The sequence below is a fragment of the Streptomyces sp. NPDC051662 genome (assembly GCF_040681655.1).
Classification (GTDB): Bacteria; Actinomycetota; Actinomycetes; order Streptomycetales; family Streptomycetaceae; genus Streptomyces.
The window spans coordinates 53,509-75,419 of sequence record NZ_JBFAZD010000036.1 but is presented as its reverse complement, the minus strand read 5'-3'; the positions used below and the strand labels follow the sequence as shown (position 1 = coordinate 75,419).

The following is a 21,911-nucleotide window of genomic DNA, read 5'->3' as shown; positions in this document are numbered from 1 at the left end:
GAAGGCGCCCCCGCCCAGAGCTTCCCCAACCCGCCCTACACCACCCTCACCAACACCCCCGTCTCCCGCGAGAAACCCTTCCTCTACCTCGACGGCAACGCGTACAAGGTGTTCGTCCCCGCCAAGCGCACCAACGCGCGCGGAACCACCTGGGGCAATGGCGCGCCGCAGGGCCAGTCCCTGCCGCTCGACCAGTTCTATGTCGTCAAGCCGGGTGCCACGGCCGCGACGATCAATCAGGCACTCGCCCAGGGGCTCAATCTGCTGTTCACACCCGGCATCTACCACGTCGACCAGCCGATCAACGTGAACCGCGCCAACACCGTCGTGCTGGGGCTCGGGCTCGCCACGATCATCCCGGACAACGGGGTGACCGCCATGAAGGTCGCGGATGTGGACGGGGTGAAGCTGGCCGGCTTCCTGATCGACGCCGGTCCGGTGAACTCCCCGACCCTTCTGGAGGTCGGCCCCCAGGGCGCGGGCGCGGACCACTCCGCCAATCCGACCACGGTCCAGGACGTGTTCATCAGGATCGGCGGCGCCGGTCCCGGCAAGGCCACCACCAGCATGGTGATCAACAGCGATGACACGATCATCGACCACACCTGGGTCTGGCGCGCCGACCACGGCGCCGGCGTCGGCTGGGAGACCAATCGCGCCGACTACGGCATCCGTGTCAACGGTGACGATGTGCTGGCCACGGGGCTCTTCGTCGAGCACTTCAACAAGTACGACGTGGAGTGGTACGGCGAGAACGGCAGGACGATCTTCTTCCAGAACGAGAAGGCGTACGACGCCCCCAACCAGGCCGCCATCCAGAACGGCGCCATCCAGGGGTACGCGGCCTACAAGGTCGCCGACACCGTCAACAACCATGAGGGCTGGGGTCTTGGCAGCTACTGCAACTACACCTCGGACTCGACCATTCGGCAGGACCACGGCTTCCAGGCGCCGGTCAAACCGGGGGTGAGGTTCCACGATCTGTTGGTCGTCTCCCTCGGCGGCATGGGCCAGTACAACCATGTGATCAACAGCATCGGGTCACCCACCTCGGGCACCTCGACGGTTCCGTCGACGGTGACCTCGTTCCCCTAGGGGGATACGCACGAGGGGCGTACGCATGAAGGGGCCCGGCCTCGCACCGAGGCCGGGCCCCGCCCCTCCCCCGCCGTACCATCCGTCAGCCGCCCGGCTCCGTCAGCGCCTTCCGCGCAGCCTGCTCAGCAGCTGACGCGCCTGCGCGCGCTTCCTCGGATCGGCGGAGGCGCGGCGTATCCGCTCCGTCGCGCGGCGCCCCTGCGGGCTGCCTGCGAACCGCTTGATGCGCTCGATCATTCCGGGCATGTCGTCTCCCTGTCGTCTGCCACGGTCCGGGACCGGAACGGGCGGGCTCTTCCCGCGCCTACCCCCTGACGGACCATCGACGCCCCATTCCCTTCCTCGCGTGCGGTCCGTTACACGACCGGCGAACTCGCGCCGGGTACTGACCGGACACGGCACCCTCGTCCGGCGCAATCATTCATACGATCGGCCTGGCACGAGGCACCGTAGAGCTGCGGTCTCTCGTGACGCGCCCGATGATGCGCCACGGGCCCCACCGCCCACGGGTCCGACAACGGACGTCGGTGTCGACGATATGAGCTAGACCCGCACAAATTACCGATGCCCGGAATGCACCGTTATGCCCCTGTGCCCAGACTGACGGCATGTCGGGCGAACAGAGCGCGGGACTCCTCGTGTACCGGGTGACGGACACCGGTACCGAGGTGCTTCTCGGGCACATGGGCGGGCCGTTCTGGTCCGGCCGCGATGCCGCCGCCTGGTCGATCCCCAAAGGTGAGCACGGACCGGACGAGCGGCCGGAGGACGCCGCACGCCGGGAGTTCCAGGAGGAACTGGGCCTGCCACCGCCCGACGGACCGTGGATCGCGCTCGGCGAGGCCCGGCAACGGAGTGGCAAGACGGTGACGGTCTGGGCCGTAGAGGGGGATCTCGACCCCGCCCTCGCCGCGCCCGGCACTTTCAGCATGGAGTGGCCGAGAGGATCGGGTGTCCTGCGCGAATTCCCCGAGCTGGACCGTGTCGCCTGGTTCTCCCTGGAGAACGCCGTGGAGCCACTGGTGACGGGGCAGCGGGTCTTCCTCGACCGGCTGAGCGAGTGCATAGGTGACGGCCGCCGGCCGTCCCCGCCCAGCCGCTGACCCCGCCATCCCGGTGCCGCCCAGGCCACGCCGTCCAGCCCGGTTCATTCAGGAAAGGGATATTTTCCGTGCCCCGTCGCCCCCATGTCTTCGTAGCCGCCAGTACGGCGCTGCTCGCCGCCGCGGTCATCCCCGCGACCGTGCTCCCCGCCCTGGCCGTACCCGCCGAGGCTCCGCACATCCCCGAGTCTCCCGCCCGCGCCTCGCCCGATCCCGCGTACCGCGCCCTGGCGGCCCACCGCTCCGTACCGTCCTCCTCGCTCCCCTCCACACCGCCCTCCGCCCCGCCACACTCCTCCACACCGCACCACTCCGCACCGCCCTCCTCCGCACCGCACCCCTCCGCACCACCCTCCTCCCCGTCGCCCGAACGCCACAGCGCGCCGCCGCCCGCGGCCGGGCCGCCCGCCGGTAGAGAATCGTTCAAGCGCGACGGCTTCCCCGAGGACGGACCGGTCACCGCGGCGGCTCTGCTGTCCAGAGCTGGCGGCTGCGACCAGATCTCCAACGGGCTCTACCGCGCCGGCGAAGGCACCGCGGCCACGATCCCCGTCTGTGACAGCAAGGGCGCCGTGTTCTGGAAGGCCGACATGGACATCGACTGCGACGGCCAGACCACGGCCCACTGCAACTCCGCGGCGGACCCCTACTACCAGGACACCACCGCCTACACCCAGGCCGACGGCAGGGCGCTCAATCCGGAGGAGCTGCCGTATATCGTCGTGCCCCTGTCGAGCTCCATCTGGAACTACCGCTCGTCGGGCATCCGGGGCGGATCCGTCGCGGCGGTGATCCACCGCGACAGGGTGGAGTACGCCGTCGTCGGCGACACCGGCCCGCCGGGGATCATCGGGGAGGCGTCGTACGCGACGGCCCGCGCGCTGGGTATCGTGGCCGACCCCGCGGGCGGCGGAGTGCCGTCGGGCGTGACCTACATCGTCTTCAAGGACTCCGAGATCTCCCGGCTGGACGACCAGGAGGCCATCGCCCGGCGGGGCGACGAGCTGGCGAAACAATTCATCATGGACAACTGAGCGGAGCCGGAGCCGGCCCATGCGGCGGGGGCCCGCCCTCGGGCCGGACCCCCGCCGCACACACCGCGTCCCGCCGGACGGCGGCGCCGCTCAGACGATGCCTTCCGAGATCTCCGACTGCTCGCGCGCGTTGCCGTACGCCTGCGGGGTGCTGTACGAGCTACGGGCGATGTACCACCACGCGGTCGCCAGGATCAGCACCACGGCCAGGGCGATCACGGCGTAGTTCATCGAGTCGACCGTCACCGGGTTCGACTGGGGCAGACAGAAGAGGACGGTGACGAAGGCCACCCACACCACGGCTATCCAGCCGATCGGCTTGCTCCAGCGCCCCAGGGTCCACGGTCCTGGCTCGAAGCGGTTCTTGGCGCGCAGCTTCAGATAGATGGGGATGGCGTACGCCGGGGTGATACCGATGACGTTGATCGCGGTCACCGCACCGTACGCCGTCGTGGAGTACAGGGACGGCAGCGCGAGCACACCCGCGACGATGACCGACAGCCAGACCGCGGGAACCGGGGTCTGGGTACGGCTGCTGACGCGCCGCCATATTGCCGAGCCCGGCAGGGCGTTGTCACGGCTGAAGGCGAACACCATCCGGCTGGCCGCCGCGACCTCCGCGTTGCCGCAGAACAGCTGCGCCACGATGACGAGCAGCAGCAGCGCGGTGGCACCGCTCGTACCGAGGGCGTCGATCAGGATCTGCGCGGGCGGCACACCGGTGGCGCTGTTCTGGGCGCCCTCGTAGTCCTGGATGGCGAAGGTGAGACCGGCCAGCAGGGCGAAGCCGGCGATCCAGGAGACCCAGATGGCCCGGACGATCCCGCGCGCGGCGGTGACGGACGCGTTCGAGGTCTCCTCGGAGAGATGGGCCGAGGCGTCGTAGCCACAGAAGGTGTACTGCGCGAGCAGCAGACCGATGGCGGCGACATAGAGCGGGTTCTGCCAGCCGGAATCATTGACGAACTCGGTGAAGACGAAGGACGGCGACTGGTGGTGGTCGGGGAAGATCGCCAGAGCGCCGACGATGATGGCGACACCGGCCAGATGCCACCACACGCTGATCGAGTTGAGCACGCTGACCAGCCTGACCCCGAACAGGTTCAGCACGGCGTGCAGCAGCAGGATGCACAGGAAGATGACAAAGGTCCAGCCGGGGCTGGGGCTGAAACCGAACTGGAGATTGAGGAAGGCGCCGGTGAACAGCGCGGCGCCGTAGTCGATTCCCGCGATCGCGCCGAGCAGTCCGAGCAGGTTGAGCCAGCCGGTGTACCAGCCCCACTTACGGCCGCCGAGCCGGTCGGCCATGTAGTAGAGGGCGCCCGAGGTGGGATACGCGCTCGTGACCTCGGCCAGCGCCATGCCCACGCAGAGCACGAACAGACCGACACCCGCCCAGCCCCAGAGCATCACCGCGGGACCGCCGGTGCCCATGCCGAAGCCGTACAGCGTCATACAGCCGGACAGGATGGAGATGACGGAGAAGCTGATGGCGAAGTTGCCGAAGCCGCCCATGCGGCGGGCGAGCACGGGCTGGTAGCCGAGCTCGCGCAGCCGCTGCTCCTCGTCCTTCTGGGGTACGGGGTCGGCCTTCGACCAGGTCGGTGGCGAAGTGGACATGGAATGGACCTCCGGTAAGAAACAACACATAGGGGGACGGATACGGGACGTACTGCCGAGGGCGGGGGAGGGCAACAAGCGGCACCGTGGGGGGTGCCGCTCAGCCGGCCGGCCCGTCCCGCGGATCACGGGCAGCCGCGAGACACCGGCTGCGGGCGCGCAGGAACACGTCCTCGGCCTGCGCGGCGTCACCGGGGCTGCGCGTACGATACGCCCACGGCACGGAGACGTAGTACGGCCCCAGGGCCTCGAACACCCGGGCCCCCTGCGCGAATTGGAGTGACCCCCACAGCGCGTGCGCCAGCTGGTTGAGGTCGAGCAGCGAGGCCTCGGCCAGGACCGCGTGGTCGAACCACAGTTGCAGGGCCCGCAGTGCGTCCCGGGTGGCGTCCTCCGTGACCCAGTGGAGGTCGAGCGCCTTCTCGTGGCCGTTGTCGCGGCGGTAGCGCTCCACTCGTACGAACAGCGGCATGACATGCAGCGCCGAGCCCTCGGGGGCCGAAGAGGCCGCCCACTGGACGAAGTTGACCGCCTCCGAGAGTGATCCGTCGGCCCGCCGCGCGTAGACGAACTGGAGCATGCGGTGGTACGCCTCGCGGTTGTACGGATCGCGCTTGTCGGCCTCCGCGAGCAGCGCCCAGGGACCGGGGAAGAGCATGGGCCCCGGCGGCGGCAGCCGGTGTTCCTCCAGCCGCTGTCTGCTGTCGAGTTGGGACAGGGCCAGCAGACATACCCAGGGCACCGGGTCGTCGGGGGCGTGGCGCGCGGCGTTGCCGCACGCCTCCCACGCCTGCTGCCACAGCTCCTGCGTGCGGGCGTGTCCCTCGCGGTGGGCCCGTACGGCGCGCTCCACCAGGACACGGGTGTGCATCACGAGTGCGGCGGCGCTCCGCGGCTCTTCGGCCAGCCATGCCCGTACGGCGTCGGAGCCGGCGGCGACGGCGGCGAGCACCTGGGTGCGCTGGGTCCACAGGGACCAGTCGCGCGTCTCGGCAAGGAGGTTGCGCATCGAGACCCAGCGTCCGGTGCGTAGATCCTGGACCGCGGCGCGCAGTTCGTTGTCGTGGCCCGCCGGGTGATAGACGGGGCGCATGTTGTCGCTCGCCATCAGCTAGGTCCTGTTCCGCGCGCGCGAGAACGGCCGCCGGGCGAACCACGGTGACGGCCGCTTGAGGAGCCGTGAGGACGGCGGGGCGGGGGAAGCTAGCACCGGCCCACCCTCCCTGTCCCCGGTGGCCCCGGGACCCGGGCGCGGGGATGGCGGATGCTCCCCCGTCCCGGGGTCGGGGAACTCCCGGTCCGCGGCGGCCGGGAGGCGGGGGCCACCGCGGGCTGCCTACAGGACGTACTGAGCCGGGCACGCCCGAAGAGGCGCCTGGCTGAAAATATGTTCGTCATAGATCCTCTAGGACGGTGGGGGGTGGAGCGATCCGGCGGCGTCGCAGAAGGCACAGACCTGCCGTGCCGCAGGTGAGGAAGAGCCAAGGAGCACTCCCTGCCACTGCGGCGATCAGTGTAGGGGCCAGAGTGACATGGCTCGAACACTTTGCTGATCTTTCGCAACTCTCTGTTGATCAAAGCGGATTGGACCTCTCCCGGCGGCGGCGCCCGGACGATTTCCCGGAGCGCCGCGACGCGCGGCCGAGGCACCCGCACCCGGACGGTCCAGAGAACCCTTGACGCCCGCTCTGACCTGCACCACGCTTTCGCTCAGCGATCAGGACCCGCCGCCATCGACACCACCTCGTGCCCCCCAGCGACCGAAGAACGGGATATGCCGCCAGCCCAGCACTCGCCCCGCCCCCGCGCCGGCTCAACCACCCGGCCGGTACTCGCCATCGACCAGGGCACCTCGGCCACCAAGGCGCTGGTCATCTGCCCCGAACGAGGCGTGATCGGTACGGGTTCGGCCCCGGCGCCGCCCCGCTACGGCTCCGGCGGACTGGTGGAGGTCGATCCCGCCGTCCTGCTCCGCTCCGTACTCGACGCCGGGCGGCAGGCGCTCGCGGACGCGGCGGAGCCGGTCGCGGCCGTCGGTCTGGCCAACCAGGGCGAGACGGTGCTCGCCTGGGATCCGGGTACGGGCACACCGCTCACCGACGCGATCGTGTGGCAGGACCGGCGCTCGGAGCCGCTCTGTGCCGAACTCGCCCCGCACGAGGACCGGTTGAGGCAGCTCACGGGGCTTCCGCTCGACCCGTACTTCGCCGCGCCCAAGATGGCCTGGATCCGGCGCGAGCTGACCCGCGAGGGCGCCGTGACCACCAGCGACTCCTGGCTGATCCACCAGTTGACCGGCGCGTTCGTCACGGACGCGGCGACCGCCGGGCGCACCCAGCTGCTCGACCTCGACCGGGTCGACTGGTCGTCGGAGGCGCTGGACATCTTCGGGCTCTCCGACGAGGCGCTGCCCCGTATCGTCGACGCGGCGGGACCGGTCGGCACCACCGGCGCCTTCGGTGCCGAGATCCCGTTGACCGGGCTGCTCGTCGACCAGCAGGCCGCGCTGCTCGCCCAGGATGTGACCGAACCGGGATCCGCCAAGTGCACCTACGGCACCGGCGCGTTCCTGCTCGCGCAGACCGGCGGACAGCCGCGCCGGGGGACGACGGGGCTGGTCAGCTGCGTCGCCTGGCGGCTCGACGGAGACACCAGCTACTGCCTCGACGGACAGGTCTACACGGCCGCGTCCGCCGTGCGCTGGCTGACCGGCCTCGGGGTGATCTCGGGGGCCGCCGATCTCGACACGGTCGGCTCCTCCGTACCGGACAGCGGCGGCGTGACCTTCGTACCCGCGCTCGCGGGACTCGCCGCGCCGTGGTGGCGCGGCGATCTGCGCGGCTCACTGACCGGCCTCGGCCTGGACACCGGCCCGGGACAGCTGGTCCGCGCGCTGTGCGAGGGCATCGCCGCCCAGGTGGTGGAGCTGGCCGACGCGGTGGCCACCGATCTCGGCACGCCGCTGACGAGTCTGCGGGTGGACGGCGGTCTGACCCGGTCGGCGCTGCTGATGCAGACCCAGGCCGATCTGCTGCAACGGCCCGTCGAGGTCTCGGCGTTGCCCGATGTCACGGCGCTGGGGGTGGGCGCCCTCGCGCGTCTCGGCCTCGACACGGCGCAGTCGTTGCGGCAGGTGATCCCGGAGTGGAAACCCGCCGCGGTCTACGAGCCGAGGATCGGCGCGGACGAGGCGGCGGAGCGGCTGGGCGTCTTCCGCGCGGAGGTGGCGGCGCTGCTCGACCGTACTCCCCCGCCCTGAACCGTGGCTTCCCGTAGCGCCCCCACCCGGAACGTACCGATGAGAACCGAACCCCGGCCCGGACCTCTGTCCCGGCCCGGACCTGGAGCACCATGACTGTCACGACCTCGGGCACGCTGCCGGACGAGGTGTACGACGTCGCTGTCATCGGCGCCGGAGTGGTCGGCACGGCCATCGTCCGTGAACTGACCCGCTACCGGCTGCGGATCGCGCTGGTGGAGGCGTCCGACGATGTCGGCGACGGTACGTCGAAGGCCAACACGGCGATTCTGCACACCGGTTTCGACGCCGTGCCCGGTTCGCTGGAGTCCCGGCTCGTGCGCGAGGGACAGCGGCGGCTGGCGGCGTACGCGGCACAGACGGGCATCCCCGTGGAGCCGGTCGGCGCCCTGCTCGTCGCGTGGGACGAGGAACAACTGGCCGCGCTGCCCGGGCTGGTGGCGAAAGCCGAGCGCAATGAGTACCGCGAGACCCGGATCATCGGCGCGGACGAGCTGTACTCCCGCGAACCTCACCTCGGCCCCGGCGCGCTCGGCGCGCTCGAAGTCCCCGGCGAGAGCATCATCTGTCCCTGGACGACCACGCTCGCGTACGCCACCCAGGCCGTCCTGGCCGGGGCGGATCTGCATCTCAACTGCCCCGTGGAGGACGTCACCGGCGCGCCAGGCGGTGAGTCACCGCACGAACTGACCACCGGCCGCGGCGTATTGCGGACGCACACACTGATCAACGCCGCCGGACTGTACGCCGACGAGATCGACCGGCTGCTCGGCCACACCGACTTCACCGTGACCCCGAGGCGCGGTCAGCTCATGGTCTTCGACAAGTTCGCCCGCGAACTGGTCCGGCACATCCTGCTGCCGGTGCCGACCGCGCTCGGCAAGGGGGTACTGGTGGCGCCCACGGTGTACGGCAATGTGATGCTCGGCCCGACCGCCGAGGACCTGGCCGACAAGACGGCGACCGGATCGACGGCCGAGGGCCTGGACTTCCTGCGGGAGAAGGGCGGACGGATCATGCCGGAGCTGCTCGACGAGGAGGTGACGGCCGTCTACGCGGGGCTGCGCGCCGCCACCGAGGACGACGACTACCGGATCCGCTCCCATCCCGGGCAGCGGTACATCACGGTGGGCGGTATCCGCTCCACCGGGCTGACCGCGTCCATGACGATCGCCGCCCATGTCGTGGAGTTGCTGGGCGCCTGCGGCCGGGACCTGGGCGCGGCGCGGGAGCTCGAACCGGTACGGATGCCGAATATCGGCGAGTCGTCGCCGCGACCGTACCAACGCGCCGAACTGATCGCGGCGGACCCGGAGTACGGCAGGATCGTCTGCCACTGCGAACGGGTCTCGCGCGGGGAGATCCGCGACGCCCTCGCCAGTACCGTCCCGCCCCGCTCGCCCGAGGGGCTGCGGCGGCGTACCCGTGCCCGGGGCGGCCGGTGCCAGGGCTTCTACTGCGGCGCCGCCGTGCGCGCCCTGCTTGCTCCCGATTCTCCCGACGGTGGCGGAGCCGCGAGCGCTCCCGAGGCTCCCGAGGAATCTTCACCGCGGCCGGAGGTCGGTCCATGAGCGCGACAGCGGACCGCAACGCCGAGTCCTCCGCCCCCGGCCCCGGCCGGCGGCAGCGCTCGGTCGATGTGCTGGTGGTCGGCGCGGGTCCGGCCGGGCTGGCCGCGGCCTCGCGACTGGCCGCCTCTGGCGCCGGTACGGTCGAGGTCGTCGACCGCGAGGACCAGGCCGGTGGCGTCCCACGTCACTGCTTCCACACCGGGTTCGGCGTACGTGATCTGCACCGCCCGATGAGCGGACCCGCGTACGCCCGCCACTGGCGCGATCTGGCGATCGAAGCGGGAGCGACGCTGCGCACCGGTGTCTCCGTCACCGGCTGGGCGGGACATCATGGGCGCGAGGTCTCCCCCGGCGGCCCCGGGCCGCTCACCGTGGAGACCACCGGCCCCGAGGGCCTGGAAAGCCTCTCCGCCGGGGCGGTCGTCCTCGCCACCGGCGCGCGCGAACGCCCACGCGGCGCCCGGCTGGTGCCGGGGACCCGGCCGGCCGGTGTGTTCACCACCGGCGAGCTGCAACAGGCCGTCCATCTGCACCATCAGCGGATCGGGGTACGGGCCGTCGTCATCGGGGCGGAACCCGTCAGCTACTCCGCCGTGCGCACCCTGCGGAGCGCGGGCGTGGAGATCGCCGCGATGGTCACCGAACAGCCGCACCACCAGTCCTCCTGGGTCTCGGGGCTCGGGGCCCGGCTGCGCCACCGCGTTCCGCTGCTCACCGCCACGACCGTCACCGAACTGCTCGGCCGGGGCCGGCTCACCGGAGTCGCGCTGAGGCACGACGACGGCAGGTCGGCGACCATCGGCTGCGACACGGTCGTCTTCACCGGGGACTGGATCCCCGACCACGAGCTGGCCCGCCGGGGCGGGATCGCCCTCGACCGGGGCACCCGGGGCCCGGCGGTCGACACCGCGTTCCGTACGGCCGCGCCCGGCGTCTTCGCCGTCGGCAATCTGCTGCACGCCATCGAGCCCGCGGGCACCGCGGCCCGGGAGGGCCGGCTCGTCGCGGGGCCCGTGCTGCGGTATCTGGCGGACGGCGCCTGGCCGGGTGGCCAGGTGCCGGTGGAGGTGGCCGCGCCCCTGCGGTGGGTGGCCCCGAACCGTATCGACCCACGCGGTCCGCGCCCGCCGCTGGGCCGCTTCACGCTCCGTACGGCCCGCTCGGCGGACCGGCTGTCCTTCCTCGTCGTCAGCCAGGACGGACGGGTGCTGCACCGGGAACGGCTGCGCCGTGGCGCGGTGCCGAACCGTCCGCTGTACGCCTCCGCCGACTGGATCGACCGCGCCGATCCCGGCGGCGGCCCGATCGTGATCAGCGCGGGCTGAGCCCCGGGCCACCGCGTCGCGCGCCCGGTTCAGAGCTAGGGCGTGTTGCGAAAGTAGCGCCGTCCGCCCGCAGGGCGGGCCCGGCGGCGTCCGGCGCGTGCGATCGCAAGGCGGAGGGTCTCCCCAGTACTGGACGTACTGGGGTGATCCGACAACGCGGCGAGCGTGCGTGCCGGGCGTCGCCGGGCAGGCGGGACTTTCGCAACACGCCCTAGTCGGACCCCAGGACCGCCGCGTAGAAACCGGCGCGCGCGGCGAGCGGCGTCAGCTCACTCGCCCGCCGGGCCGGGAAGCAGACCAGGGGATAGCAGTCCGACTCTATGTCGAGCACGGCGAGCGCGACCCCCACCTCCAGATGGAGCCGGCCCGCGTCGTTCAGGAAGGCGGCGGTGTCCAGGGGCACGGTGTCCGTGGCCTCCGCGTCGGCCGGATCGGCGAGGGACCACGGGTCGACGGTGGGACGGGATTCCAGGCTCCGGAGCTGACGCCTGATCTCATCGGAGTCCTCCTTCCAGTCGACCTCGGCCAGCAGTCCCTGTGCCGTCAGGGCGTCGACGAGCGCTATCCACGCGAGGTTCTCGATGGGCGCGTCGATCCCGCGGTCCTCAAGGGGCTCGGCGTGGGTCCGTACATAGGCGTCCGGATCGTCGTACGCGAACAGCACCGCTTCGACGACGGCCGCGCGGCCCGGCGCGAGCAGCTCGGCCAGCGCGACGAGCGCCTCGGCGGCGGGGGCGAGAGCGGGACGCTCCGTCATGGTGACAGCTCCTCAGGTCGGGATGCGAGGTGTCCGGGTGGAACACCGGCCCGGAGAACACCCTGCCACGGGGGTCTGACAACCGACCGGCCCGCAGGACCCGCGAGGCCCCGGAGAGAGGGGCGGCCCCACCGGCGAGGGGGGACGCACCGGCGGGGCCGGGAGAGCTCGGGCGGCGGGGGGAACGGCCGCGAGCTTGGCTCCGAGACGCGTCTGCCCGGCCCGCCGCGACATATGCGCACCACTTCCGAAGAACCCGTACGGGCCGGTGGCCTTCCCCGCGGAGTGAACGGTGAGTGACCGGCTCCGGTCCTGTGGCCATGGGCGCGGCGACGGTTCGCCTTCGCGGTGATCCCTGTGTGGTGATCGGTGTTGGCCGTTGGAACGTCGTTCACGCGCAGGCCACGCCCAGTGTCAACCATCGAGGAGTAGCCAGGGGGCCGTCCCCGGCGCGCTCGTCAATGCGCTCGCACTCGGGAGGCCGCAGAATGACACGCATACGCTCCGCAGTCACCGGCGTCGACCGCCGCTCCTTTCTCACCGCCACCGGAGCGGTCGGTGTCTCCGCCGGAATCGGGCTGGCGCTCGGCGCGGGCGGCGGTCCCGGAGAGGCGGCCGCCGCGCCCGGAACGACCGCGGCGCCCTCCGTTCCCGGCCCGCGCACCCCCGCCGCCCCGGCCACGCCCACCCGTACCGTCCCGGCCCGGACGACGCTGGACACCGTGGCCGCGCCCCGCGACAGCGCCGCGGCCTTCCGACGGCTCGGCGACGGTCCCGGCTGGCGCAGGGTCGTCCGTGAGACACTGGCGACCCCGCGCCCCGGCCGCGCCCAGCGGCGTACCGTACTCAGCTCGTTCGTCCAGCTCACCGATCTGCATCTGGTGGATGTCCAGCACCCGGTACGCACCGAGTATCTGCGCTCGCAGCAGCTCTCGGGCTGGCGGCCGCAGGAGGCGCTCACCGTCCCGGGGGCGGTGGCTCTGATCGAGCAGATCAACGCGCTCGAGGCCGGGCCCGTGACCGGGGCGCCGCTGTCCTTCGCCGTGACGACCGGTGACAACACCGACAACAACTCGCGGGCGGAACTGGACTGGTTCCTCACGGTGATGAGCGGTGGCCGTATCACCCCCAACACCGGTGACCCCCAGCGCTACGAAGGGGTGCAGAACTCCGACGAGCGGCTGTTCTGGCACCCGGAGGACTCCGGCCGCGACACCGACAAGCGGCTCGGTTACCCCCGTATCGACGGGTTCCTCGACGCCGCGATCCGCTCGGTGAACAGCCCGGGGCTGCGGATCCCGTGGTACTCGACCGTGGGCAATCACGACGGTCTGGCCAGCGGCGCCATGGCCGACCCGTCCGGCTTCCTCGCGGAGTTCGCCGTCGGTGCGAGGAAGCTGTACGGCATCCCCGACGCCGAGGCCAAGCAGCTGCTGAAGCTCCTCTCGAAGGGCGGGGACCCCAACGGGGCGAAGCTGATCGACCTGCTGCGCCGCTCGAAGCGCGCGATGCGGTCCATCACCGCCGATCCGCGCCGGGCGCCGTTCGGTCCGCGCGAGTATCTGACCGCGCACCTCGACCCGGCGCGTACGGGCGCCGGTCCGGCCGGGCATGGCTACACCGCGGCCAATCTGGACAACGACACGCTCTACTACACGTTCCCGATGGGCGAGAACGTCACCGGCATCAGCCTCGACACCACCGACCGCGGCGGGCACTACACCGGCTCGCTCAACACCGCCCAGCTCAACTGGCTGAAGCGCGTGCTCAGGGAGCACCGGGACGGATACGTCGTCGTCTTCAGCCATCACAACAGCTGGACGATGACCAACACCCATCCCGACCCCGCCCACCCCGGCGAGGCCCGGCACAGCGGCGACGAGGTCCTGGCGCTGCTCAAGCGCAACCGCAATGTGCTGGCCTGGGTCAACGGGCACAGCCACCGCAACTCGATCCTGCCGCACGGCAGCTTCTGGGAGATCTCCACCGCCTCGCACATCGACTTCCCGCAGCTCGCCCGGGTCATCGAGATCGCCGACAACGGGGACGGCACGCTCTCGCTGTTCACCACGCTGATCGAGTCGGCGGCGCCGCACAGGACCGATTTCGAGGACCTCTCGCAGACCGGTCTCGCCGCGCTCTACCGGGAGCTGTCGCACAATGCCCCGGGTTCCACCACCGCGCCGGCGGGCAAATCCACGGACCGCAACACCGAGCTGCTGCTGAGCCGCTGACACCCCCGCCGCGAACAGCCATGGCGACCCGGCACACTGTCCGGGGCGGTTCCGTGTCCGGTGCCCGCCCGACGACCGCCGTGGGAGGCACGATGGCGCTGCAGATCAGCGCGACCAATCCGGAGCAGCCGGCCGTGCTGCTGGATCTGCCCTGGAACATCCCGCTCGACCAGTGGCCCGACGCGTGCCTGGTCGCGCTCCCCCGCGGGATCTCGCGCCATGTGGTGCGCTTCGCCTCGGCGGGGCCCGAGGTCGTGGCGGTGAAGGAGATATCCGAGCGCGGGGCCGTCCGCGAGTTCGGTCTGCTCCGCGATCTGCACCGTCTGGGAATCCCGGCCGTGGACCCGGTCGCGGTGGTGACCGGGCGCGTGGACGCGGACGGGGCGCCCCTGGAGCCCGCGCTGATCACCCGGCATCTCAAGGGATCGCTGCCGTACCGCTCGATGTTCGAGTCGACGATGCGGCCGACCACCGTCAAGCGGCTGATGGACGCGCTGGCCGTGCTGCTCGTACGACTGCATCTCGCGGGGTTCGCCTGGGGCGACTGCTCGCTGTCCAACGCGCTCTTCCGGCGTGACGCGGGCGCGTACGCCGCGTATCTGGTGGACGCCGAGACCGGGCAGATCCAGCAGAACCTGAGCCCGGGACAGCGCGATTACGACATCGAGCTGGCGCGGGTGAACATCGCCGGGGAGCTGATGGACCTGGAGGCGTCGGGCGCGCTGCACCCTTCCGTCGATCCGGTGCCCTTCGGCGCGGCGATCGTGCAGCGGTACGAGGACCTCTGGCACGAGGTGACGCGCGAGTCGGTGTACCCGGTGGACAAACGGCACTACATCGACCGCCGGATCCGCCGGCTCAACGATCTGGGCTTCGATGTCGCGGAGATGCAGATCGAGCGCTCCCCGGTGGGTGACACGGTCACCTTCCTGCCGAAGGTGGTGGACGCGGGACATCATCAGCGGCAGTTGCTGCGGCTGACCGGCCTGGACGCCGAGGAGAACCAGGCGCGCCGGCTGCTCAACGACCTGGAGAGCTGGATGGCCGGCGAGGAGGACTACGCGCCCGGCGATCCGCTGGGCGCGCGGCCCGAGGTACTCGCACACCGCTGGGTCCGCGATGTCTTCCGGCCGACCGTACGGGCCGTACCGCTGGAGACGCGCGGTGAGATGGACGCGGCGCAGATCTACCACGAGGTGCTTGAGCACCGCTGGTATCTGTCGGAGGCCGCGGGGCGCGATATCGGTCTGGAGGCGACGATCGCGGACTATCTCGTGAACGTACTTCCGCACTCGGTGAACGCGATGACACCCCCGGGGACGGACACGACGGGCGGTCTCTCTCCCTGATCCAGGTGCCGGACCCGGGGCCGGGGCCGAAGCCGGGACAGGACCCCGGACAGGACCCGGGGCCCGGCTCTCACTGGAGAGCGCGTACCGCCGCCGCGAACACCGCGGGCATCCTGGCCGCCGCCGGGACGATCAGCCGGGCTCCCGCCGCATGGCCGCTGACCCTCAGCAGCCCCTCCGTCAGCAGCCGGTGGCGCCGGGACAGCGCGCGCCACCGCCGGTCGTACTCCTGCGGCCGGCCGGCCCGCAGACACCGTACGGCCGCCTCCGCCGACGCCAGCGCGAGCGCGATGCCCTCGCCGGTGAGGGCGTCGACATAGCCCGCCGCGTCGCCGACGAGCAGCACCCGGCCGGCACTGCGGCGGCGCACCCGCTGGCGCAGGGGGCCCGCGCCGCGCACCGCGCCGACCCGCTCACCGTCCAGGAGTGGGAGCAGCCGCGGGAAGCGGGCCAGATGGTCGTCGTAACCGCCCTTCGCCGTGGTCAGTACGGCCACCCCGACCAGATCGTCCGCCACGGGGGTCACATACGCCTCCCCCGCCCGCCCCGAGGACGACCAGTGGACCTCCACGAAGTCCGTCCAGGGCTTCATCCGGTAGTGCCGCCGCAGCCCGTACCGCCGGGGCCGCGGGTCCGGGAGATCCAGGCCCAGGCGGCGGCGCACGGGAGAGCGCAGCCCGTCCGCGGCCACCAGCCAGCGCGCCCGCAGTCCGCCCGCGGTCACAAAGTCCGCGCTCTGCTCCACCTCGCCGACCCGGCCGGTCACCGTCCTGACGCCGGCCTCGGCGGCCCGTCGTGCCAGCGCGGCGTGGAGTTCCGTACGCCGTACCCCGAGCCCGGGGCCGTCGTCGAACGGCGCCTCGGCCCGATGGGGGCCATGGACATAGCGGATGCCGCGCAGCGGATGTCCCGGCAGCGGGCCGAGGCCGAGGGCGGACAGCGCGCGTACGCCACTCGGCAGCACGCCTTCGCCGCACGCCTTGTCGACGGGGGTGGTACGGGGTTCGATCACCACCGTCTCCAGACCGGCCAGCGCGGCATGGACCGCGGTGGCGAGACCGGCGGGTCCGCCGCCCGCCACCAGCAGATCGATCACGGCAGAGCGCCGGCGGTGGCCGACTCCAGCGCGCGGTTCTCGCACCGTATCCGGACCGTCAGCAGCACCGCGTTGAGCGAGGTGAACAGCAGCGCCGTCACCCAGGCGCCGTGCACGAGCGGCAGCGCGATCCCTTCCGCCACCACCGCCACATAGTTGGGGTGCCGCAGCAGCCGGTACGGGCCGCCCGTCACCAGCGGAAGTCCCGGCACGACCAGCACCCGGGTGTTCCAGCGCGGGCCGAGCGTATGGACGCACCACCAGCGAAGCGCCTGCCCGGCCAGCACGACGGCCACCATCGACCAGCCGAGCAACGGGTCGAACGGCCGGTCCGCCAGCCGCACTTCCACGAGACAGCCGAGCAGCAGCAGGGTGTGCAGGGCGACCATCGGCGGGTAGTGCCGCCGGCCACGCTCGACGGCGCCGCGCGCCAGACTCCAGCGCGCGTTGCGCCGGGCGACGACGAGTTCGGCGACGCGCTCCGCGCCCACGGCCAGGATCAGCGCGGTGTACCAGATCATGTCTCCCCGTCCGTCGGTCTCTTCTCCTCGTCCCCGCGCTCCTCGGCGCCGGCGCCACCGGCCCTACCAGCGCAGCAGCACCAGTTCGGAGCAGAATCCGGGCCCCATCGCCAGCAGCAGCCCGTACGTACAGGGCGGTGGCGGGCGCTCGGCCAGCGTGTCACGCAGCACATGCAGCACGGAGGAGGACGACAGATTCCCCACCGCCGCCAGCGAACGCCAGGTCATGTCGAGGGCGTCGGCGGGCAGTCCCAGAACCTCTTCGACGGCTTCCAGCACCTTCGGCCCGCCGGGGTGGCACACCCACGCGGTGATGTCATCACGCGTCAGTCCGTTGGCGGCGAGGAATCCGTCGACGTCCGCGGCGAGGTTCTTGCGGACAAGATCCGGAACGCTCGCGTCCAGGACGATACGGAAGCCGGAGCCCGTGATGTCCCAGCCCATGGTCTGCTCGGTGTCCGGATACAGCTGGCTGCGTGTGTCGACGACGACGGGCCCGGCGGCCCGGCGGCGGGGGCCACAGGCGACCACGGCGGCGGCGCCGTCCCCGAAGAGCGCCGTGGCGACCAGGTTGGCGGGCGAGACGTCGTCGCGCTGGAAGGTGAGCGAGCACAGCTCGACCGAGAGGAGGACGGCCACATCGTCGGGCCGTCCGAGCAGATAGTCGTGCAGCCGGGCGATGCCGGCCGCTCCCGCCACACAGCCGAGCCCGAAGACCGGCACTCTCTTGACATCGGAGCGCAGGCCGAGCCGCCCGACGAGGCGCGCGTCCACGGACGGCGCGGCGATACCCGTCACCGAGGTGAACATCAGCAGGTCGACATCGCGCGGGGACAGCCCCGCCGTCTCCAGCGCCCCGCCGACCGCCTCGGCTCCCAGCGGTAACGCCCCGGCGATGAAGGCGTCGTTCACCGCCCCGAAGTCCCTGAGCGCGTCGTAGCGGTCGAGGGGCAGGGCCGTATGGCGCGTGTCCACGCGCGCTCCGCGGTGCAGCCGGTCGAGAACCTTCCGGTCGGCACCTGCGGGCAGACAGGTCCTGGCGACCATGTCCGTGATCTCGTGCTGGGGGTACCGATGCGGAGCCAGGGCTCCGTGGACGGCTGCGATGCTGGTCATCTGCGGTCCGAGGTCGGGGTCGGGGGGCGACTGACGTGCCATCCCTGCCCCCGCTCGGTCGCGCCACACACGATGTCGCCTGTACGGCCCCTCAGGGGCGGTTGTACGAGGGCGCCGTGACGGGCCGTTCGGCGTTCGCACGCGGTACGGCGTGAGGACCGCCCGCTGTCGGTGGTGCTGCCTACGATGAGCGCGTGGACGCCATCGACCGGCAGGGAAGCATCGTCCGTACACCGACGGGACCGCCGGGAGGGTGGCCGCGACGGGTGGCCGCGCTGCTGGGGGCATGTCATCCGGGGCCCACGATCGCGGTGACGCTGCTGGTCGCGGGGCTCGCGGTGGCCTCCGGGCAGGACGCGTCCGGCTGTCTGCTGGTGACCGCCGCCGTTCTGACGGGGCAGTTGTCGGTCGGCTGGAGCAATGACGCCGTCGACGCGGCGCGCGACACGGCGGCCGGACGGCGCGCCAAGCCCGTGGTGGGCGGGGCGATCGACGCCCGTACCGTACGGGCCGCCGCCCTGGTGGCGCTGGCTCTGTGCGTTCCGCTGTCGCTGGTGTACGGGACGCTCGCGGGCGTGGTGCATCTGGTGGGGGTGGCCGCGGCCTGGCTGTACAACGTCCGGCTGAAGTCGACGGTGCTGTCGTGGCTGCCGTACGCGATCGGGTTCGCTTCCTTGCCCGCCTTCGTGACGCTCGGTCTGCCGGGGCAGCCCCGGCCGGCCTGGTGGGTCGTCACCGCCGCGGCGCTGGTGGGGGTCGGCGCGCATCTCGGCGATGTGCTGCCCGACATCGAGGCGGATCTCGCCCTGGGGGTACGGGGCTGGCCGCAGCGGCTGGGGCCGGCCGCGGTACGGCTGCTGCTGCCGGCCCCGCTGGTGGCGGCGACGGTCCTGCTCGCGCTCGGTGGAGCGGGCGCGCTCGGTGCCGTCGCCGTCGCCGTGGCGCTGATCACCGCGGTGGGCGGCTCACTGCTGGGCCGCCGCCGTCCCAAGGTGCCGTTCCGCGCGGCGATCGTGGTCGCGGGTGCCGATGTCGCGCTGCTGCTCTCGCACGGCGCCGCGCTCAACTGACCGGCGGCCGGCCCGGCGCCGGCCGCGGTACGGCGTCAGTCCGACACGCCGAGCCGCTCGCGGAGGAAGGTGATCGTACGCTCCCAGGCGAGCGCGGCGGCCTCGGCGTGATACGCCTCGGGGCGGCCGTCGTTGAAGAAGGCGTGGCCCGCCCCCGGGTAGACATGGATGACCGGAACGATCCCGGACTCGGACTCGATCGCGGTACGCAGCTCCTTGAGGCTCGCCGGTGAGACGGTGTCGTCCTCCGCGCCGTAGTGGCCCAGGATCTCGGCCTTGAGGTGGGAGAAGTCGGGGACACCGTCCCGGTTGACGCCGTAGAACGGTACGGCCGCCGAGATCCGCTGGTCCTTGGCGGCGAGGCTGAGCACGAATCCGCCGCCCATGCAGAAGCCGACGGTGCCGAGCGTGTCGCCGTCCGTCTCGGGCCGCGCGAGCAGATAGTCGACGGCGCCGGAGAGCAGTTCGACACCCCGGTCGGTGGGCAGTTCGCTCATCATGCGCAGCGCCTCGCCGGAGTCGTGGGCGACCCGGCCGCCGTAGAGATCGGGGGCGAGCGCGACAAAGCCCGCCCGTGCGAAGCGGTCGGCGATGTCCTTGATGTGGGCGGTCAGGCCCCACCACTCCTGGATGACGATGAGGCCGGGGCCGTGTCCGGCGGGCGGTACGGCGAGATAACCGTAGGCGGTCGTACCCGCGCTCGGGAACGAGACGTTCTGCAGCGAGGATTCGGAGGATTCGTTCGGCGCGGTGGAGTCGTTGGAGTCGATCGGCTCGGTGGCCATGGCAGATGCTCCCAGCTCTGGTGCGGTGACGGGGCGACATCGTGATCGTATGAAAGGGGGCGCCCCGAGGGCGAACGCCTCTCCGGGCCGCGACCGGGTCCACCCGGCGGGCACGCGGCGGCGCTCTCGCGCGTTGTCGGAGTGGCTCTGTGTGACACCTGAGGAGAGATGACGGAATGGCCCTGTGGGACCGGTTCAAGGAATCCGCCGCGACGATGCAGACGCAGCTCATGGCGAAGAAGAACGACCTCAAGAGCGGCTCGTTCCGCGACGCGAGCATGGCGATGTGCGCGCTGGTCGCGGCGGCCGACGGCTCCGTCGACCCCGCCGAGCGCCAGCGGGTCGCCTCGTTGATCGCCACCAATGAGGTGCTGCGGAACTTCCCCGCGGAAGACCTCCAGCGCCGCTTCGACGACTATCTGAACAAGCTGGCCGCCGACTTCACGTTCGGCAAGGTGGGCCTCCTCCAGGAGGTGGGAAAGGCCAGGAAGAAGCCCGTCGAGGCACGGGCCGTCATCCAGATCGGCATCGTGATCGGCGGCGCCGACGGCGACTTCGACAAGACGGAGCAGGCCGTGGTCCGCGAGGCCTGCTTCGCCCTGGACCTGCCGCCGCACGAGTTCGACCTCTGATCGGGTCGTCCGGTCATGGACGCGCGGGGCGGTGGCTGCCGGCCACCGCCCCGCGCGCACTCCCGGCCCTCCCGGGCACCTCGCTCAGCTCTTTCCGCGCCGCCCGACCGGGTCGGTCCTGAATGCCCACGCCATCTCGGGCTCCAGCGCGAAGCGGAAGAGCCGCTGGACCGGGGGCGTACAGAGGAGCGTGACGGCCACGCCCGCGAGGACCGTGATGACCACCGCGCCGATGGGCCGGTGCGGCCAGTCGGCGTCGTACCAGTCCCAGGTGCTCGCGCTCTGGGCGAGGAATCCGTGCAGCAGATAGCCGCAGAGGGTGCCGGCGCCCAGCACCGTGCACCACATACGGCGGCCGGGGACCCAGGCGAAGAAGCACGCGGTCAGTACGAGGGAGCAGCCGAAGAGAGCGAGCGTCATCGGGATCCCGCTCCACCAGGGCGCGCCCAGTTCCCGTGCGCTGTCGCGGTGGAAGAACCACGCCATGTTCATCCGGGTGACGGCCCAGTACGCGAAGACGACCGCGGCGGCGAAGACCGGCACGGCCAGGAGGCGCACTTCCTTGCGGCGGACGATCAGGAAGTGCTCGGGCTTGAGCCGCAGGCCGAGCACGAAGAACGGCAGGAACTGCAGGACCCGCTGGAGATCGAGGTCGTCGCCGATGTCCGGCGAGAGGGTGGCGAGCATGGCGATCACCAGCGCGACCGGTACCGGCCACCGCACCAGCCGCCAGATGGGCGCCGTCATCCGCCAGACGAAGAGCGCGAGCAGGAACCAGGTGAGATACCAGGGGTCGAGCAGGGTGATCTCCATGGACGGATCGTCCGCGGCCCATCGGCGGAAGAGGCTGTAGGCGACCTCGAACACGATGTACGGCACGGCGATGCCGGTGATCAGCCGGCGCACCTGGTCCGGCCGGAAGTCGAAGCTCCGCGAGAAATAGCCGGAGATGACGATGAACGCCGGCATGTGGAAGGTGTAGACGACGATGTAGAGCGCCGAGACCGCCCGGCTGCCGTCGCGCAGCGGCTCCCACGCGTGTCCCATCGCGACCAGCACGATCGCCAGATACTTGGCGTTGTCGAAGAACGCGTCCCGCTTCTTGGCCGAGGGCGCGGCCGACCCGGCTTCCGCCGGGTTCGCGGTGGCCGTGACCCGTGGCGACTGATCAGTGAGCTGCGTCACATGACCTCCCGGAGGGAACCCGGATCGGCGAACGCGCCTCTTACAGGAAATGTGGGGGGAATCGGTGGGGCGAACATTCAAGGCACCCTAACCAGGGCTCCCGCCGCCCCTCCACCCGAGTGGCCTGGATCGGACAGCCCCTACCGAGCCGTCACA

At 71.5% G+C, this 21,911-nt stretch carries 18 protein-coding genes and 1 pseudogene; 10 read left to right on the top strand and 9 right to left on the bottom strand.

What is annotated here, in order from left to right:
* A pseudogene (locus AB0M67_RS37030) lies at positions 1-1,095 on the top strand (coagulation factor 5/8 type domain-containing protein); the annotation flags it as partial.
* A 102-nt stretch (positions 1,096-1,197) separates the two neighbouring features.
* On the opposite strand, the gene AB0M67_RS37025 reads toward AB0M67_RS37030, so the two are convergent.
* On the bottom strand, positions 1,198-1,344 hold the full coding sequence (locus tag AB0M67_RS37025; RefSeq protein ID WP_365752010.1) for a hypothetical protein: 147 nt from the start codon (positions 1,342-1,344) through the stop codon (positions 1,198-1,200).
* A gap of 362 nt (positions 1,345-1,706) precedes the next feature.
* On the opposite strand from AB0M67_RS37025, the gene AB0M67_RS37020 reads away from it, so the two are divergent.
* On the top strand, positions 1,707-2,201 hold the full coding sequence (locus AB0M67_RS37020) for an NUDIX domain-containing protein (RefSeq protein WP_365752009.1): 495 nt from the start codon (positions 1,707-1,709) through the stop codon (positions 2,199-2,201).
* 68 nt (positions 2,202-2,269) lie between these two features.
* Positions 2,270-3,235, top strand: coding sequence for a glycoside hydrolase family 75 protein (locus tag AB0M67_RS37015; protein ID WP_365752008.1), 966 nt, complete (start codon positions 2,270-2,272; stop codon positions 3,233-3,235).
* Between the two features lie 90 nt (positions 3,236-3,325).
* Here the strand turns inward: AB0M67_RS37015 and AB0M67_RS37010 are convergent, their stop codons facing one another.
* Positions 3,326-4,855 carry an amino acid permease gene (locus AB0M67_RS37010; protein ID WP_365752007.1) on the bottom strand — a complete coding sequence of 510 codons (1,530 nt, stop codon included), beginning with the start codon at positions 4,853-4,855 and terminating at the stop codon, positions 3,326-3,328.
* Between the two features lie 100 nt (positions 4,856-4,955).
* Complete coding sequence (locus AB0M67_RS37005; protein WP_365752006.1) at positions 4,956-5,963, bottom strand: hypothetical protein; 1,008 nt, start codon at positions 5,961-5,963, stop codon at positions 4,956-4,958.
* Between the two features lie 666 nt (positions 5,964-6,629).
* On the opposite strand from AB0M67_RS37005, the gene AB0M67_RS37000 reads away from it, so the two are divergent.
* The 3 genes from AB0M67_RS37000 to AB0M67_RS36990 all read left to right on the top strand — a co-directional run bounded on the left by AB0M67_RS37000 (position 6,630) and on the right by AB0M67_RS36990 (position 11,010).
* Entirely contained in the window at positions 6,630-8,114 is a 1,485-nt protein-coding gene (locus AB0M67_RS37000; RefSeq protein ID WP_365752005.1) for an FGGY family carbohydrate kinase, read from the top strand.
* A 92-nt stretch (positions 8,115-8,206) separates the two neighbouring features.
* Entirely contained in the window at positions 8,207-9,685 is a 1,479-nt protein-coding gene (locus AB0M67_RS36995) for an FAD-dependent oxidoreductase (RefSeq protein WP_365752004.1), read from the top strand.
* A complete protein-coding gene (locus AB0M67_RS36990; RefSeq protein WP_365752002.1) occupies positions 9,682-11,010 on the top strand; it encodes an FAD-dependent oxidoreductase in 1,329 nt (442 codons plus the stop codon). The genes AB0M67_RS36995 and AB0M67_RS36990 overlap by 4 nt, the downstream gene beginning before the upstream one ends.
* Before the next feature lie 211 nt (positions 11,011-11,221).
* Here AB0M67_RS36990 and AB0M67_RS36985 read toward each other — a convergent pair whose 3' ends face one another.
* Positions 11,222-11,767 carry a DUF6630 family protein gene (locus AB0M67_RS36985; protein ID WP_365752001.1) on the bottom strand — a complete coding sequence of 182 codons (546 nt, stop codon included), beginning with the start codon at positions 11,765-11,767 and terminating at the stop codon, positions 11,222-11,224.
* A gap of 488 nt (positions 11,768-12,255) precedes the next feature.
* Here AB0M67_RS36985 and AB0M67_RS36980 point away from each other — a divergent pair, with 488 nt between their 5' ends.
* Positions 12,256-14,001, top strand: coding sequence for a TIGR03767 family metallophosphoesterase (locus AB0M67_RS36980; RefSeq protein ID WP_365752000.1), 1,746 nt, complete (start codon positions 12,256-12,258; stop codon positions 13,999-14,001).
* 92 nt (positions 14,002-14,093) lie between these two features.
* Entirely contained in the window at positions 14,094-15,350 is a 1,257-nt protein-coding gene (locus AB0M67_RS36975) for a DUF4032 domain-containing protein (protein WP_365751999.1), read from the top strand.
* A gap of 70 nt (positions 15,351-15,420) precedes the next feature.
* On the opposite strand, the gene AB0M67_RS36970 is transcribed toward AB0M67_RS36975, so the two are convergent.
* The 3 genes from AB0M67_RS36970 to AB0M67_RS36960 form a co-directional block, all read right to left on the bottom strand.
* Positions 15,421-16,446: an NAD(P)/FAD-dependent oxidoreductase gene (locus AB0M67_RS36970; protein WP_365751998.1), complete on the bottom strand. Its 1,026-nt coding sequence runs from the start codon at positions 16,444-16,446 to the stop codon at positions 15,421-15,423.
* A complete protein-coding gene (locus AB0M67_RS36965; RefSeq protein WP_365751997.1) occupies positions 16,443-16,967 on the bottom strand; it encodes an isoprenylcysteine carboxyl methyltransferase family protein in 525 nt (174 codons plus the stop codon). Before AB0M67_RS36965 ends, AB0M67_RS36970 begins: the two co-directional genes overlap by 4 nt.
* Before the next feature lie 63 nt (positions 16,968-17,030).
* Entirely contained in the window at positions 17,031-18,083 is a 1,053-nt protein-coding gene (locus AB0M67_RS36960; protein WP_365751996.1) for a 3-oxoacyl-[acyl-carrier-protein] synthase III C-terminal domain-containing protein, read from the bottom strand.
* A gap of 203 nt (positions 18,084-18,286) precedes the next feature.
* Between AB0M67_RS36960 and AB0M67_RS36955 the strand changes: the two genes are divergently transcribed.
* Positions 18,287-19,153: a UbiA family prenyltransferase gene (locus tag AB0M67_RS36955; RefSeq protein WP_365752018.1), complete on the top strand. Its 867-nt coding sequence runs from the start codon at positions 18,287-18,289 to the stop codon at positions 19,151-19,153.
* A gap of 35 nt (positions 19,154-19,188) precedes the next feature.
* On the opposite strand, the gene AB0M67_RS36950 is transcribed toward AB0M67_RS36955, so the two are convergent.
* On the bottom strand, positions 19,189-19,938 hold the full coding sequence (locus tag AB0M67_RS36950; protein WP_365751995.1) for a dienelactone hydrolase family protein: 750 nt from the start codon (positions 19,936-19,938) through the stop codon (positions 19,189-19,191).
* Positions 19,939-20,114: 176 nt separating this feature from the next.
* Here AB0M67_RS36950 and AB0M67_RS36945 point away from each other — a divergent pair, with 176 nt between their 5' ends.
* Complete coding sequence (locus tag AB0M67_RS36945; protein ID WP_351395259.1) at positions 20,115-20,570, top strand: TerB family tellurite resistance protein; 456 nt, start codon at positions 20,115-20,117, stop codon at positions 20,568-20,570.
* Between the two features lie 84 nt (positions 20,571-20,654).
* On the opposite strand, the gene AB0M67_RS36940 is transcribed toward AB0M67_RS36945, so the two are convergent.
* The gene (locus AB0M67_RS36940; RefSeq protein WP_365751994.1) at positions 20,655-21,755 is read right to left on the bottom strand and encodes an acyltransferase family protein; all 1,101 of its coding nucleotides are present in this window, start codon (positions 21,753-21,755) and stop codon (positions 20,655-20,657) included.
* Between the last annotated feature and the right edge of the window lie 156 nt (positions 21,756-21,911).

Bases quoted from the DNA above. Each gene is read 5' to 3' on its own strand.
- AB0M67_RS37020 (WP_365752009.1), top strand. From the start codon at position 1,707: ATGTCGGGCGAACAGAGCGCGGGACTCCTCGTGTACCGGGTGACGGAC.
- AB0M67_RS36980 (WP_365752000.1), top strand. From the start codon at position 12,256: ATGACACGCATACGCTCCGCAGTCACCGGCGTCGACCGCCGCTCCTTT.
- AB0M67_RS36945 (WP_351395259.1), top strand. From the start codon at position 20,115: ATGGCCCTGTGGGACCGGTTCAAGGAATCCGCCGCGACGATGCAGACG.
- AB0M67_RS36985 (WP_365752001.1), bottom strand. From the start codon at position 11,767: ATGACGGAGCGTCCCGCTCTCGCCCCCGCCGCCGAGGCGCTCGTCGCG.
- AB0M67_RS37025 (WP_365752010.1), bottom strand. From the start codon at position 1,344: ATGCCCGGAATGATCGAGCGCATCAAGCGGTTCGCAGGCAGCCCGCAG.
- AB0M67_RS37010 (WP_365752007.1), bottom strand. From the start codon at position 4,855: ATGTCCACTTCGCCACCGACCTGGTCGAAGGCCGACCCCGTACCCCAG.
- AB0M67_RS36960 (WP_365751996.1), bottom strand. From the start codon at position 18,083: ATGACCAGCATCGCAGCCGTCCACGGAGCCCTGGCTCCGCATCGGTAC.
- AB0M67_RS36975 (WP_365751999.1), top strand. From the start codon at position 14,094: ATGGCGCTGCAGATCAGCGCGACCAATCCGGAGCAGCCGGCCGTGCTG.
- AB0M67_RS36990 (WP_365752002.1), top strand. From the start codon at position 9,682: ATGAGCGCGACAGCGGACCGCAACGCCGAGTCCTCCGCCCCCGGCCCC.
- AB0M67_RS36995 (WP_365752004.1), top strand. From the start codon at position 8,207: ATGACTGTCACGACCTCGGGCACGCTGCCGGACGAGGTGTACGACGTC.
- AB0M67_RS37005 (WP_365752006.1), bottom strand. From the start codon at position 5,963: ATGGCGAGCGACAACATGCGCCCCGTCTATCACCCGGCGGGCCACGAC.
- AB0M67_RS36950 (WP_365751995.1), bottom strand. From the start codon at position 19,938: ATGGCCACCGAGCCGATCGACTCCAACGACTCCACCGCGCCGAACGAA.
- AB0M67_RS36965 (WP_365751997.1), bottom strand. From the start codon at position 16,967: ATGATCTGGTACACCGCGCTGATCCTGGCCGTGGGCGCGGAGCGCGTC.
- AB0M67_RS37000 (WP_365752005.1), top strand. From the start codon at position 6,630: ATGCCGCCAGCCCAGCACTCGCCCCGCCCCCGCGCCGGCTCAACCACC.